At 63.4% G+C, this 14,021-nt stretch carries 14 protein-coding genes and 1 tRNA gene; 8 read left to right on the top strand and 7 right to left on the bottom strand.

Features of this window, described 5'->3' with window-relative positions:
* Window position 1: 1 nt before the first annotated feature.
* From folP to lipB, 4 genes are all read right to left on the bottom strand, one after another.
* Complete coding sequence (gene folP / locus EMQ25_RS07525) at window positions 2-856, bottom strand: dihydropteroate synthase (RefSeq protein WP_342210639.1); 855 nt, start codon at window positions 854-856, stop codon at window positions 2-4.
* A 9-nt stretch (window positions 857-865) separates the two neighbouring features.
* On the bottom strand, window positions 866-2,191 hold the full coding sequence (gene rimO / locus EMQ25_RS07520; RefSeq protein ID WP_127187924.1) for a 30S ribosomal protein S12 methylthiotransferase RimO: 1,326 nt from the start codon (window positions 2,189-2,191) through the stop codon (window positions 866-868).
* Between the two features lie 87 nt (window positions 2,192-2,278).
* Window positions 2,279-2,893 carry a DUF4282 domain-containing protein gene (locus tag EMQ25_RS07515; protein WP_127187923.1) on the bottom strand — a complete coding sequence of 205 codons (615 nt, stop codon included), beginning with the start codon at window positions 2,891-2,893 and terminating at the stop codon, window positions 2,279-2,281.
* An 81-nt stretch (window positions 2,894-2,974) separates the two neighbouring features.
* Window positions 2,975-3,715 carry a lipoyl(octanoyl) transferase LipB gene (gene lipB, locus EMQ25_RS07510; protein WP_127187922.1) on the bottom strand — a complete coding sequence of 247 codons (741 nt, stop codon included), beginning with the start codon at window positions 3,713-3,715 and terminating at the stop codon, window positions 2,975-2,977.
* Between the two features lie 57 nt (window positions 3,716-3,772).
* Here lipB and EMQ25_RS07505 point away from each other — a divergent pair, with 57 nt between their 5' ends.
* Window positions 3,773-4,006, top strand: coding sequence for a FliM/FliN family flagellar motor switch protein (locus EMQ25_RS07505; protein WP_127187921.1), 234 nt, complete (start codon window positions 3,773-3,775; stop codon window positions 4,004-4,006).
* A 112-nt stretch (window positions 4,007-4,118) separates the two neighbouring features.
* Window positions 4,119-4,203: transfer RNA gene (locus EMQ25_RS07500), tRNA-Leu, on the top strand.
* Between the two features lie 158 nt (window positions 4,204-4,361).
* Here EMQ25_RS07500 and EMQ25_RS07495 read toward each other — a convergent pair.
* On the bottom strand, window positions 4,362-5,174 hold the full coding sequence (locus tag EMQ25_RS07495; protein ID WP_158625996.1) for an NAD-dependent epimerase/dehydratase family protein: 813 nt from the start codon (window positions 5,172-5,174) through the stop codon (window positions 4,362-4,364).
* 105 nt (window positions 5,175-5,279) lie between these two features.
* Here EMQ25_RS07495 and EMQ25_RS07490 point away from each other — a divergent pair, with 105 nt between their 5' ends.
* From EMQ25_RS07490 to EMQ25_RS07480, 3 genes are all read left to right on the top strand, one after another.
* Window positions 5,280-7,205: an ABC transporter transmembrane domain-containing protein gene (locus tag EMQ25_RS07490; protein WP_192895641.1), complete on the top strand. Its 1,926-nt coding sequence runs from the start codon at window positions 5,280-5,282 to the stop codon at window positions 7,203-7,205.
* The gene (locus EMQ25_RS07485) at window positions 7,205-9,115 is read left to right on the top strand and encodes an ABC transporter ATP-binding protein (RefSeq protein WP_244606516.1); all 1,911 of its coding nucleotides are present in this window, start codon (window positions 7,205-7,207) and stop codon (window positions 9,113-9,115) included. Before EMQ25_RS07490 ends, EMQ25_RS07485 begins: the two co-directional genes overlap by 1 nt.
* A 138-nt stretch (window positions 9,116-9,253) precedes the next feature.
* Entirely contained in the window at window positions 9,254-9,706 is a 453-nt protein-coding gene (locus EMQ25_RS07480) for a hypothetical protein (protein ID WP_127187918.1), read from the top strand.
* 14 nt (window positions 9,707-9,720) lie between these two features.
* Here the strand turns inward: EMQ25_RS07480 and EMQ25_RS07475 are convergent, their stop codons facing one another.
* Together EMQ25_RS07475 and EMQ25_RS07470 are read right to left on the bottom strand one after the other, a co-directional pair.
* On the bottom strand, window positions 9,721-10,425 hold the full coding sequence (locus EMQ25_RS07475) for a hypothetical protein (RefSeq protein ID WP_127187917.1): 705 nt from the start codon (window positions 10,423-10,425) through the stop codon (window positions 9,721-9,723).
* Between the two features lie 68 nt (window positions 10,426-10,493).
* Complete coding sequence (locus EMQ25_RS07470; RefSeq protein WP_127187916.1) at window positions 10,494-10,868, bottom strand: MmcQ/YjbR family DNA-binding protein; 375 nt, start codon at window positions 10,866-10,868, stop codon at window positions 10,494-10,496.
* 111 nt (window positions 10,869-10,979) lie between these two features.
* Between EMQ25_RS07470 and mgtE the strand changes: the two genes are divergently transcribed.
* The 3 genes from mgtE to EMQ25_RS07455 all read left to right on the top strand — a co-directional run bounded on the left by mgtE (window position 10,980) and on the right by EMQ25_RS07455 (window position 13,858).
* Window positions 10,980-12,395, top strand: a complete 1,416-nt coding sequence (gene mgtE / locus EMQ25_RS07465) for a magnesium transporter (RefSeq protein ID WP_127187915.1) — start codon at window positions 10,980-10,982, stop codon at window positions 12,393-12,395.
* Window positions 12,396-12,746: 351 nt separating this feature from the next.
* Entirely contained in the window at window positions 12,747-13,424 is a 678-nt protein-coding gene (locus tag EMQ25_RS07460; RefSeq protein ID WP_127187914.1) for a glutathione S-transferase family protein, read from the top strand.
* Between the two features lie 2 nt (window positions 13,425-13,426).
* Window positions 13,427-13,858 (top strand): DUF1489 family protein, encoded by a 432-nt coding sequence (locus EMQ25_RS07455; protein WP_244606515.1) that lies wholly within the window; start codon window positions 13,427-13,429, stop codon window positions 13,856-13,858.
* The last annotated feature ends 163 nt before the right edge of the window (window positions 13,859-14,021 follow it).

The following is a 14,021-nucleotide window of genomic DNA, read 5'->3' as shown; positions in this document are numbered from 1 at the left end:
GTCAGCTCCCGGCTGGTGGGCCGTATAAGGTCGCCTCGCTCACGCGGAGCGCGTCGCGATTTGCCCCCACGTCATGAACGCGGAAGATATGCGCGCCGGCACAATAGGCAAGAACCGATGTGGCGATGGTGCCCGGAAGCCGCTCCCCGGCAGTCTTGTCCAGCAGGCGGCCGATCATCGACTTGCGCGACGTGCCGACGAGCAGGGGGCAGCCAAGGACATGAAGTTCACCGAGCCGGCGCAGCAAAGCGTAGTTCTCATCGAGCGTCTTGGCAAAGCCGAAGCCGGGATCGATGATCACTCTCTGCCGGGAAAGTCCTGCGCGTTCAGCGATCTGCAGCGATTGTTCGAGAAATCGAATCATCTCCGAAACGAGGTCCCGGTCGCGGTCCCTGGCTTCGTCCCAATGCATGATGATGACCGGGACGCCGTGAAGGGCGGCGACATCGGCGATCTCGGGTTCGCGCTGTAGGCCCCGGACATCATTGATGATACGTGCCCCCGCCTGAACGGCCTGGTCTGCGACGAGAGCCTTGTAGGTGTCGATCGAAACGGGTGCGGCGATGCCATCGGCAGCAAGGGCGTCGAGAACGGGCATGACCCGATCGAGTTCAGCCTGTACCCCGACGGGCTCGGCACCAGGCCTCGTACTCTCGCCGCCGACATCGATGAGATCGGCGCCTTCGCCAATAAGCAGGCGCGCATGGGCCACGGCGCGGGCAGCATCGTCATGACTGCCGCCATCGGAGAAACTGTCCGGGGTGACGTTCAATATTCCCATCACCAGCGCGCGCCGGCCCAGTTCGAGGTGATCGCCACCGGGCAGGTCAAGTCTGTGCGCGCCGTGCACCATCATCGGCGGGTCCTAACGTGTCGCCGGCACCGCAAACAGATCGTATTCATCGGAAGCGGTGACCGTGACGTCGAGCTTGTCGCCGACCTTGATGCCGGCTGCATCATCGATGATGACGGTGCCGTCGATCTCCGGGGCATCCCATTTCGAGCGGGCGATGGCACGGTTCTCTTCTGGACGGACGTCGTCGACCAGCACTTCGATCGTCCGCCCAACCTTCTTGGCGAGTTGGGCAACCGATACGTCCTGCGCCACCTCCATCAGGCGCTCGAAGCGCTCGCGTTTCACTTCCGCGGGGACTTCATTGCCGATGTCGTTGGCGGGTGCACCGGTAACGGGCTCGTATTCAAAGCATCCCGCCCGATCGATCTCGGCCTCTTCGATCCAATCGAGGAGGAACTCGAAATCCTCCTCCGTCTCGCCGGGGAAGCCAACGATGAAGTTGGAGCGGATGGTTAGGTCGGGGCAGATGTCCCGCCAGGCCTTGATCCGGTCGAGCGTCTTGACCTGGTTGGCCGGGCGCCGCATCGACTTGAGGACCTGCGGGGAGGCATGCTGGAACGGGATGTCCAGATAGGGCAGGACCTTGCCCTCTGCCATCAGCGGGATCACCGCGTCCACATGCGGGTAGGGATACACGTAGTGGAGGCGGATCCAGGCATCGAGTTCGCCGAGCTCACGCGCAAGGTCAACGAAGCGCGCCGAGACCTGGCGTCCGTGATAGGGCGAAGTCGCGTATTTCAGGTCGACGCCATAGGCGCTCGTGTCCTGGGAGATTACGAGGATCTCCTTGACGCCGTTCTTGACGAGCCGCTCGGCCTCGTAGAGTACGCTTGCTGCCGGACGCGAGGCGAGATCGCCGCGGATTTGCGGGATGATGCAGAACGAGCAGCGATTGTTGCAGCCCTCGGAAATCTTCAGATAGGCATAGTGGCGCGGCGTGAGGCGCAGGCCTTGTTCGGGGACGAGATCTACGAACTTGTTGGGCACGGGCGGAAGGTGCGAATGCACCGCTTCGACCACGGCCTCGTACTGGTGGGGGCCGGTGACGGCGAGGACGCTCGGATGCGTCTCGCGGATCAGGCTCTCCTCGACGCCGAGGCAGCCGGTAACGATGACCCGGCCGTTCTCGTTCAGCGCTTCGCCGATGGCCTCGAGGCTTTCGGCCTTGGCGCTGTCGAGAAAGCCGCAGGTGTTGACGATCACCATGTCCGCTCCCTCATAGTCGCGCGAGAAGGAATAGCCTTGCGCGCGCAGCGTGGTGAGAATGCGTTCGGAATCGACGAGCGCCTTGGGACAGCCGAGGCTGACAAGGCCGATTTTCGGTGCTTGGGTCATTGTGCCGCGGTCATAGCTGAACGCGCGCAAAAAGCAATGAAAAGCGCCGTGAGCCCGCCGTATGGCAGGGTTGCGCCAAACATGGGATCAGCTTTCGCCCGAAGTGCCGGATTTCGGCTTGGGCGTGCGCTTGGCGGTGCGCCGGATGGGCGTCTTTCTCGGGGTCGGTTCGGGTGCGGCGACCGGGGCAGGTTTTGCCGCAGGCGGCGCCGGTGGGATGGGTGTTGCCGGGGCAGTCGGCGTCACCGGGCGTGCCGGCGGCATTGCTGCGGCTGGCGGCGGGGGAGGCATGGTGGGCGAGGGGGTGGAACTGGGCACGAAATACCCGTCTTCCTCATCCTCCTCCTCATCGGCGAGATCACGAATGGCTTCGCGCACTTCTTCGAGGAGGCTCGTGGGGACGCGACCCCGCAGCGGATCCTCGACGGGCTCTTCATGTCCGCGGAAATAGATGAGCAGCGCCTCGCAGGCGACTCGGAGGGCGACGACGCCGAGCAGGCCGAACACCGCGATTTCGAGGATCCCCCAGAGCCCGTCGTCGAACCCCAGGGCAAAGCTCGAAAAGAAGTGGCGCACCGCCCAGAGCAGCAAGCCTGCGAGACCGAGGGCGTAGAGAATGGGCATGAGCCGACGCGCGATGCGGATGTCGAGCCTGAACAGGGTCGTGCCGGTAAAGAGCTTGCGCAGGTCGTTGATCGTCATGATGAGGTCCTCAGCCGCGGGGGTCGGAATCGGGCTTTGCCAAACTGTCGCAACCGGGGCCCGCTGTCCACCGGGCGCGGGTCACGGAAGGGACCGACCTGCGCTCGGGGCAACCGGGCCGAAATGGCGCTCGAAGCTGGCCTTGAGGACGCTGTCGACTTCGGCAAGCGAAACAATGTGTCCCAAAGCCTCGAGGCTGGTTACGCCCCGGTCGCTGATCCCGCAGGGCACGATGCCGGAGAAGTGGTCCAACTCGGGTGAAACGTTGAGCGCGACGCCATGAAAGCTGACCCAGCGCGATATGCGCACCCCGATCGCCGCGATCTTGCTTTCGCCACCCAGGCGCGACGAATCGGGCACCCAGACGCCGATCCGCCCCTGTCGCGTCTCCGCAAAGACATTGAATTGGGCCAGCGTGTCGATGAGCCAGGCCTCGAGCGTCTGGACGTAGGCCCGAACGTCACGCCCGCGCTCGCGCAGGTCCAGCATGGCGTAGACCACCCGCTGCCCCGGCCCATGATAGGTGAACTCGCCGCCCCGACCGGCCTCGTAAACCGGAAAGCGGTTGGGTGCGAGAAGATCGCCGGATATGGCCGACGTGCCGCGGGTATAGAGCGGCGGGTGCTCCAGAAGCCAGACAAGCTCGCCGGCCTCGCCGGCCGCAATCGCGCTCGCACGTGCCTTCATGGCTTCAAGGGCATCCGGATAGGGCACGAGATCGGTTGAAATCATCCACTCGGCGGCGCGACCGTCGGCGCGCAGAAGGGCCTGCGATTGCCCGGCCTGCTTCCGCGGTTCGCCCGTTAACGGTTCAGTAAGCATGCTTAACCAATTCTGTCTCCAGCTCCGCCAGCCCGGTGGAGCGCTCGGGACATATCTATGAACTCTCTAAACGAGATTGAAGTCGACATCACAGTCGAGCTCGGTGCGGCGAGCCTGCCGATCCATCATCTGCTGCGCATGGGCCGCGGTGCCGTGATCGAACTCGATACCACGCAGGGCGATCCGCTGCGCATCTTCGCCAACAAGACGCTGGTGGCCCATGGCGAGGTTCGTGTCGAGCACGGGCAGCTTGGGGTGGCGGTCACCGAGAAGCTGCTGCGCACGGTTTGAGGCGGCGCGGTAATCGGTTTTGCGGAAATGCGATTATATCGCTTGAGCCCGCGAAAATGATTTGCTACACGCACACTCGCTTCGTCGGACACGGTGAAGCTCTACCAAGAGTGCGGTCGTGGCGGAATTGGTAGACGCGCAGCGTTGAGGTCGCTGTGTCGCAAGACGTGGAAGTTCGAGTCTTCTCGACCGCACCAATCTCTCTTCATTGAGAGCTGAAAAAGCGCCCTTACCCGGGCGCTTTTTTCGTTTATGACGATTTCATGAATGCAGGAATTGAATCGGCCCTGAGTGGCTTTTCCATTGACCTAAATGGGGGCTGGCGGCGGTTCTTGAACCGCCGCCGCTGGCGCGGCTAGATGCCGAAGGTGCGCTTGTAGATGGCGCGGCGCTGGGCTTCCTCGCCGGCGAGGGCATCGCGGTAGCGGGCCATTTCTTCGGTCTCGACCGGAGTGGCGCTGTCTTGGGGCACATAGCCGATGGCGTCGCGAGTGGGTCCGAGCGCCCAACGCATCCCCTCATTGTCCGACATCAGATTTAGGACGGTAAATTTCAGCGAGTCGGGTGCTGTCACGGCCTTCTCGTAGGCCTGCAGGAGATCGCGATAGGAAAGCCACATCTGCTGGCCCCATATGCCCCAACCCATATGCGGGCCGGGGGCGTTGGGCTCCTCGTGCTGGCAATAGCCGATCCGGAAGCACACCACCGAGAGATCATGCTTTTCGGCATAGTTCTTCCCCAGCCGCTCGCCGATCCATTTCGACACACCGTAAGCGTTTACGGGCGAGACTTCGCCGGTCGGGGAGAGTGGCCCGCTCTCGAAGCGATGGCCGGCCATGGTCCAGTTTGAGCTGGCGAAGATCAGCCGGCGCACCTTATGACGGACCGCCGCCTCGTAGACGTTGAGCGTCAGGTCGATATTGTCGCGCTCGATCGAGGACCAGCTGGCTTCCGGATCCGGGTTGGCCGCCAGATGCACCACTGTGTCCACCCCGGCGAAGCGATCCACCCAGCCGCCGTCCCAATCCGCGAAATCTGCGATCTCGACCGAATCGTCTCCGCCATTGCGGATGTCGAGCCGTCGAACCGGCCAGCCGAGCGTATCGAAATGAGCGGCAAGCTTGCGCCCGATCATGCCGGCGCCGCCGGTAATGAGAATTTCAGGCATGACGCCCCTCCTTTGTCGCTGCGCGATCACATCATGACCTAACATGCTTGAAGCGCGACATAAAAGCGCATTAACCTGCGACTCGAACTCCTTTCTACAAAAGGCATGTCACCCCGCGCGCCTCGCCGCCGGTCGTGGTGCCTCTACCTGTCTGGACATTCCGTGACGACCGAAGCGGCTACAGAAACAGCGCGTGCGAACGATGCGGTCGCGCGCGCAAACTCCGCCCATTGGGGGCAGGGGGTGGGCACGCTCCTGCGCATCACGCGGATGACGCTGCGGCACCCTGTGCAGGTCGCGATCGCGGTGATCGCAACGTTCCTCGCGGCCGGGCTGCAGCTCTGGATTCCCCGCCTGCTGGGCGAGGCGGTCGACCAGGCGCAGGGCATAGTTGGTGGCGGGATCGCCGCCGAACAGGCAGAGGCCACGCTCTGGACCACGGCGATCATCCTGCTCCTGGTGAGCATCGGGCGCGGGCTGGCGACCATGCTGCAGAACTACTTCGCCGAGGCCGTCGGCCACACGGTGGGCTATGCTCTGCGCCTCGCCGTCTACGAGAAGCTGCAGCGATTGAGCTTCTCGTTCCACGACCGGGTCCACACCGGTGATCTCATCACGCTGGGCATGCTGGATCTCGAAGGGGTCCGGATGTTCTTTTCGACCGGGCTCATCCGCATGCTGCTGCTGGCGGTGCTGATCGGTGTCGGCGCCTACATGCTGATCTCGACGGATTTGGTGCCCGGACTTCTGGCGCTGAGCTTCGTGCCGTTCGTTGCGTGGCGTTCGTCGGTCACGCAATTGCGCCTCCGGGCGACATGGCTGACGCTCCAGGAGCGGCTGTCCATCCTCACGCGGGTTATGGAAGAAAATCTGGGCGGTATCCGCGTGGTCCGGGCGTTCGCTGCGCAGTTGTATGAATTGAGCAAGTTCGACCGGGCGTCGCGAAGCGCGCTGGAGCTGGCTCATGAGCGTGTCGGGATCCGCGTGCGCAACACGAGCACCATGACCTTTTCCTTCTTCGCGGCCATGGGGCTCGTCCTGTGGGTTGGCGGAAACAAGGTGATCGATGGTGAGATGAGCGTCGGCACGCTGGCGAGCTTCCTGACCTTCATGACGATATTGCAGATGCCCGTGCGCCAGCTTGGGCTCATGGTGAATTCGTTCGCGAGAGCCTCGACCTGCGGTTCGCGGCTCTTCGCGCTGCTCGATCTAGAGCTTGCGGTACGGGACGCGCCCGGAGCCGAGGACCTCGTCGTGACCGAGGGCGTGCTCACCTTCGAAGATGTGAGGTTCGCCTATCCGGGCGGGGGCGGACAGGAGGCCATCGGCGGCGTCAGCTTCTCGGCACGGCGCGGCGAGACGATCGGTATTGTGGGAGCGCCCGGCAGCGGGAAGACGACGCTCGCCCATCTCATTCCACGGTTCTACGACCTGAGCGGTGGGAGGATCCTGATCGACGGGCAGGACATCGCGCAGGTGACGCTCGATTCCCTGCGCCGGGCAGTGGCGGTGGTGCAGCAGGATTCATTCCTGTTCACCACGACGATCGAGAACAACATCGCCTATGCCGATCCCTGGGCCAAGGAGACGCGGATCGAGCGCGCCAGCGAGTTCGCGCAGCTGCACAATTACGTCCTCGGTCTGCCAATGGGCTATGACACGATCGTGGGCGAACGTGGCGTCTCGCTTTCGGGCGGGCAGCGCCAGCGACTTTCGATTGCGCGGGCGCTGATGCTGAAGCCGGCGGTGATGGTGTTCGACGATTCCACCGCGGCGATCGATGCGGGGACCGAGCAGCGCATCCGAAGCGCCCTGAAGCGCTTTGCGCGCGACCGGGTGACCCTCATCATCTCGCATCGGCTGAGTTCCCTGATGCATGCGGACAAGATCCTTTTCCTCGAGGCGGGCCGGGTGGTCGAAGAGGGAACGCATGCCGAGCTGCTGGCGCTCAACGGGCGCTATCGGGCGCTTTACGAATTGCAGGTCCGCCCCGGCGACGATGTGCTTGCCGATGTCGGGGAGGGGCGCTGATGGCCGAGATAGCCGACATGGCCGAGGCCGAGAGGGACGAGGGCCGGGGCACGGGGCGGCCGCCGAAAGCGGTGGTCGGATCGCACCTCGAGAAAGAAGAGGAGATGTTCGGGCGTGCCTTCGATGGCCGCATCATCTCGCGGATCTGGGCCTTCGTTTCTCCCTATAGGGCACGCGTAGTCATCGCAGTGCTGGCCGTACTCGCCTTCACCGGCAGCCAGTTGCTGATCCCGCTGATCATCGGCCGTGCGATCGATAATGGCATCGTCGCAGGCGGCCTCGATCGCTCAGGTCTCGTCTCCGCGCTGGTCGCCTTCGGCGTGGTGATCGTGGTCAATTTCGGGGCAAGCTATGTTCAGGAGACGGTCGTCGGCCGCCTTGCCGAAGACGTCCTCTTCGACATGCGGCGGGCGATGTTCGCGCATCTGCAGAAGGTCTCGCTGTCCTTCATGGACCGCACGGAAGTGGGGCGCCTGATGTCGCGACTGCAGGGCGACGTCAATTCCATGCAGGAATTTCTCGAGACCTCGGTGCTTTCGGTCGGGGACATCGTGCTGCTCTTCGGCATTGTCGGGGTCATGCTGTGGCTCGATTTCCGGCTCGGCCTGCTGACGCTGTCGGTGATGCCCATTCTCTTCATCGTGCGTATCGTCTGGCTGCCGCGCGCCAAGCTCGCCTTCATGGCCGCCCACCAGGCGAACTCGACGACGAACGGGGCGCTTGCCGAGGGCATCCATGGCGTGCGCGCGGTGCAGGCGATGGGGCGGCAGAAAGTCAATTTCGAACTCTACGATGACAAGGCGAGAGCCAATCTGCGCGCACATCTGCTCGCTGCGAAATATGCGCAGGTCATGGTGCCGATCGTCGATACGCTGACGGGCATGGCGATGGCGGTCGTGATCGTCGTGGGGGGCTCGATGGTGCTGAACCAGTCGCTCGAGATCGGGGTGATGGTCGCCTTCCTGTTCTACATCCAGCGTTTCTTCGATCCGATCCGCTCGCTCACCATGCAGTATTCAGTGATGCAGCGTGCCATGGCGTCCGGGCAGCGGATCACCGAGGTGCTCGACGTCCCCGTCGATATCGAGGATCGGCCCGGCGCGATGGTGCTGCCTGACGACATGGATGGGTCGGTGCGCTTCGAGAATGTCACCTTCGGCTATCGCAAGGGCCAGCCGGTGCTAAAGGGGGTGAGTTTCTCGGTCAAACCGGGGGAGACGGTTGCACTGGTGGGGCCGACCGGCTCCGGCAAGACGAGCGCGATGGCTCTGGTGCACCGGTTCTACGATGTGTGGGAGGGCAGGGTCACCGTCGGAGGGCACGACGTCCGGGACCTGACACAGGACTCCCTCGGACGGCAGGTTGCCATGGTGCTGCAGGAGCCCTTCCTGTTCACCGGCACCGTGCTTGAAAACATCCGCTATCACAAGCAGGAGGCCAGCCTTGCAGAAGTGATGGATGCGGCGCGGGCGGTGGGCGCGCATGAGTTCATCACGGCATTGCCCAAGGGCTACGAGACCGAACTCGAGCAGCGCGGCGGCAATTTGTCGTTGGGGCAGCGCCAGTTGATCAGCTTTGCCCGGGCGCTGGTTGCGGACGCCAAGATTCTCGTCCTTGATGAAGCGACGGCCAATATCGACAGCTATACCGAGATGCAGATTCAGAAGGCGCTGCTGCGGCTGCTCGAAGGGCGCACAGGCCTCGTCATTGCGCACCGGCTGGCGACGATCCGCGGCGCGGACCGGATCATCGTGCTGCAAAACGGCGAAGTCGTCGAAAACGGCAACCACGACGCGTTGATGGCACAGCGGGGCCTTTATGCTCGGCTCTATTCCATGAACTACGCCTCCTTCGACGACATGCCCGATGAACTGCTTCCCGATGTTCCACCCGTGGGGGGAGCAACGTGATCTCGAGGCGACGGCGAATACACGCGTAAAGCGCTGATTGTGATCCCGTGCCCCGTTTCAGCCATGTTATTTTCAAGGTGCGGCTTTGATTCGACTTCGGCCGCGAAAATCGAACCGGCGCAATCGGGGGAGCGCGGCGTGGCCAAAGCACTTTACATCGTCCTGCAGAGCCGGGGGCAATGGTGGATAGACCTCGAGGGGCGTGCGTTCGGCCCCTTCGCGAATAGGGAAGCAGCGCGCCGCGAAGCGATCGATCTGGCGAAGTTCCTGTCGCACACCGGTCGATCGAGCGAGGTGATGGTGCCTGACGAGGAGGGCGCCTATCGGCTGGTCTGGGAAAGTGCCCGGGAATCATCGCTGGCGCGCAGCGTTCAGCCGCCGATGCCGAGCAGCCTTCGCGATGGACCGGTCCTTCCGCGCATTCGCCCCATCGGATCGCCGGCGCCGGCGAGCGCCACCGTGCGTATGCCGGTGCTGTCGAACCTCGTGGGCCTGGATATGTCTGCGCGCGTGGCGGCAAGTGCCGCGCCTGCCAACAGGGTAGACGTCACTGCCGGGTCGCAGCACGCGCCGATGCAGGCTGCGCAGTAGGGTTGGCGCTCAAATTAATCCTGCGCATCCCAGGGCAGCGCGTTGCGGCTGAGGCCGAGCCTGTGCGAGAGGGCCAGCATCGCGGCCTTCAGGCGAGGCGCGTCGTCAAGCCAGTCCTCGCGTACGTGGACGAGATAGTCGGAGACGATATCGGCTGACCGGAACACGAGGCGTGCTCCGCTCGCGTCCTCCACATAAGCGATTTCGCTGCGGAAGCGGTCCAGCAGGCGAGGCCACATTTCAAGCAGCAACGCGCGAAGCTGCGCGTCGCTGGCACCACTGAGGCCCAGGGCGTCCGTCACCTCGAGGCCCATTGCCGCGACAGCTTCGCTCGGCCACTGCCCTTTGCCATCGTAGAGGACGAGCAAGCCGTCTACGGCGGCCATGGGCAGGTAGCGGGCGAGGCCGCCAGCACTGGTCTGATACTGGACGAGGTCGAGAGGTCCGCCGTCGAACGTAGTGGTACGGATGACCGCCATTGGCGAGCGTGTGTCGAGATAAGCGCTTTGCTCCTCATCCCATGACAGTTCGCGGCACTGGTTGACCCCCAAGGCATTGCTCAGCACGAGGGTTCCACCAATCGCCGGCGGCTCGGAGGCGGCCTCGACATGGCAATAGGTTCCGTCATCGACACCGACGACGGCAAAGCTGTTCGTCTGTCCGAGCAGGATCGTGTCGCTCGGATAGCAGGCCGAAAGCGAGATGAAGGCGCAGAGCAATAGCGTGCTGCGAGCAAAACCGCCTATGATGTGGTCCCCCGTCCGATCCGCGCCCCGCAAGCGACAGCTTAGGCAGATTCATCTGGCGAGGGAACCTTAGATGGTGGTGCAAGATCATCGGGCGCCATGAAGCGCCAGCCATCGGCCAGGCGAAGTGACAGTTCCTCATCGCTGATGGCCGGCAGCCGGATGAGGAGGGTCGGCCAGCCGACGTGATGGTCGGTCTGGAAGTAAATGTCGGGATCGATCTCGAGCAGCAGCTCCTTCTGCTCGATCGGGCATTTCAGCACCAGCGTCTCGGGGTCGCTGACGCGGGCAAAGGTCTTGCCTGCAACAATGAGCGCCGGCGTGCCATGGCTGGTGCCCAGGTCGACCTCGGGCAGTTCCAGGGCCCCGATGAGACGGATCAGCCTCGAAAAGGCATCTTCGAGCGTATCGACCATGGCGCGTCCTCCGCTAGACAAAAACTGGCCACAGGCAGACACCAAGTCTGGCGTATTACAGACCATTTGGCTACACCTGCGACCGTACCCAAACGCGAAGGGCCCGACCTCATGAGCCAGGACGATTTCGAGGCTTCCGAGGAAGCCCACCGCAACGATCCGGGCGTCCTTCGCGACGCAGAGGATCATCTGAACCCGCTCTGGGTCGAGCGCCTGCGGATGCTGATCGCCGCGGCCGAAACGGAAACGATCGCCGAATTGGTCGAGCCGCTGCACGCCTCCGACATGGGCGACGTGCTCGAAGCGCTCGACAAGGAAGATCGGCTCCGGCTGATCGCGCTCCTGGGCGAGCGGTTCGACTTTTCCGCGCTCACCGAAGTCGACGAGACCGTCCGCGACGAAGTGATGGACAATCTCTCGAACGCAGAGATTGCCCGGGGCGTGTCCGGGCTCGATAGCGACGACGCCGTCTATATTCTGGAAGATATCGAAGGCGCCGATCGCGAGGAAATTCTCGCTCAAATGCCGGCATTCGAGCGGCTGTCGCTCAAGAGAAGCCTCGACTTTCCAGAGGAATCTGCCGGTCGCCGGATGCAGACCGATTTTATCGCAATCCCCCCGTTCTGGACGGTGGGGCAGACGATCGACTATCTGCGCTCCGAAAAGGACCTGCCCGACGAGTTCTACCAGATCTATGTGGTGGATCCGAGCTACACGGTTCTGGGCATCCTTCCGCTAGACAAATTGCTCAGAAGCCAGCGCACCGTTCGCGTCGAGACGCTGATGAATACCAATTTCATCCAGGTCTCGGCAGAGGAGGACCAGGAAGAAGCGGCCCGCGACTTCGAGCGGTATGACCTCGTCGAAGTGCCTGTGGTGGACGCCAACAAGCGCCTAGTCGGCGTGCTCACCATCGACGACATCGTCGATGTGATTCAGGAAGAGGCGAGCGAGGACATTCGCCGGATGGCGGGCGTCGGTGACGAGGAGATATCGGACAAGGTGACCGGAGCCGTGCGCAGCCGCGCGACATGGCTCTTCATCAATATGATCACCGCGACACTGGCATCGGTCGTCATCGGCTTTTTCGACGCGACCATCGAGCAGATGGTGGCGCTTGCCGTGCTGATGCCGATCGTGGCGGCGATGGGCGGGAATGCCGGCACGCAGACCATGACGATCACGGTGCGCGCGCTCGCCATGCGCGAGCTCGACAGCTTCAAGCTCCGGCGCCTGATCACGCGCGAAATCGTGGTGGGGTTGATCAACGGGCTGATCTTCGCGGTGCTAATCGGCATCATTACGGCGGTCCGCTTCGCCAATCCGAGCCTCGGCGTGGTGATCGCTCTGGCGATCGTGGTAAATTTTCTGTTCGCGGGCAGTGCCGGCGTGCTCATTCCGATCGCCTTCAACAAGGCCAAGATCGACCCTGCCGTGGCGTCCTCGACTTTCGTGATGACGATCACCGATGTCGTTGGATTCTTTGCCTTTCTCCTGCTCGCGGGGCTCTGGTTCGGCCTCTTCTAAGAGGCGGCTATGCGCGTCGTTAGGCTAGCCGAGAGTGTTGCAGTTTGGCCACGTTGCCAAGCGCCAGTGCGACGCGTAACGATCAGAGGCTGTCTTCGATTTGCCATCTTCCGGCCTCGAAGGCGGCGGACAACGGCGAACAAGGAGCATCGATGCGAAGCCACTTCAAGGCAGGAGCATGGTGGCGGGCCGCCTCCGCGACTTTCGTATGCGTAATGGCGATGGGGCTCGTTCTTTCAGTCGTCGCCGGTGCCTAGTGCGCTATTGACCCTCCGGTCATGACGACACGACATAGTTCAGACGGGGGGCGCCGGGGCCACACGGCGCCCCTTTGTTCGTGCGGGATTGCTGATGATGAAACTGCTGATCGCCAACAAGAACTACTCCAGCTGGTCGATGCGGCCATGGCTGGTCCTCACCCATTTCGAGATACCGTTCCAAGAAGAGCTGCTGCTGCTCAATGGCGAGGGGTGGAAAGAGGCCATGCTGGCCCGCTCGCCGAGTGGAAAGGTGCCGGTGCTGATCGATGGCGAGCTCGCCATCGTGGAGACGCTGGCGATCATCGAATACCTGGCAGAGCGCTTCGCCCACAAGCCGATCTGGCCGGTGGACCGGGAGGCGAGGGCGCTTGCCCGCGCTGCCAGCGCGGAGATGCATGCGGGTTTCATGAAGTTGCGCGGGGCCGCGCCGATGAACCTGCGCGCATCCCATCCCGGCCGCGTGGCGCTCGACGACGTGGCTGACGATCTGGCGCGGGTCGAGGCGCTGTGGGGCGGCTTGCTGGAAAGATCCGGCGGGCCCTATCTCTGCGGCGCGTTCAGTGCGGTCGACGCGATGTTCGCCCCCCTCGCGACCCGCCTGCGCACTTATGACCTGCCGGTGTCGGACATGGCCGCCGAGTACGTCGAGGCGATCTATGCGCTGCCGGCGTTTCAAAGCTGGCTTGCCGACGCGCTCAAGGAGCCATGGATCGTCGCCGATGACGAGATCGACGTCATCCAGGGACGCGGCGAACCGGAAACGCTCTGACCATGATGCATATGATCAAGCTCTGCGTCGGCATATCGACGCTGGAGGAGCTCGAGAGCTATCGCGCCGAGCGCGCTCATTGGTGGGGGGCCGACTACGGCGCCGACGTGCATGTGCATCGCACGCGCATGATGCCGAAGCGCGCCGAGGAGATCGAGGGGAGCGGATCGATCTACTGGGTGATCTCGGGCGTGATCCGGTGTCGCCAGCCGATCATCCGGCTCGCTGCGGCGACTGATGGAGAGGGCAAGGCCTGCTGCGACATCATCATGGCGCCTGATCTCATCCGGGTGTCGCCGCGCCCCAAGCGCCCGTTTCAAGGCTGGCGCTATCTGGCACCGAAGGACGCCCCGCGCGATGTTGGCGCCGGAGAGCTTGACGAGGGCGGATCGGCGGAGCTGGCCGAGGAATTGGCGCGGCTCGGCCTACTCTAGCGAGCCTGTTGAAGGGTCTTGCGCAAGGGCCTTCGTCACGAAATTTTTGAGTTTTGCGACACCTATTTCCGCTTGCCGGTTCGTGGGGAAGCGCTCAAACTCACCTTCAGGTCACCAGCAGGATCCCCGATTTTCACCGCTTTCGCGGGCGGGCTCGTGCGCG

Origin of the sequence: Arsenicitalea aurantiaca (genome assembly GCF_003994485.1) — a bacterium.
GTDB classification, from domain to species: domain Bacteria; phylum Pseudomonadota; class Alphaproteobacteria; order Rhizobiales; family Devosiaceae; genus Arsenicitalea; species Arsenicitalea aurantiaca.
The sequence above is the reverse complement of the archived record's forward strand: the minus strand, read 5'-3'. Positions and strand labels throughout refer to the sequence as shown.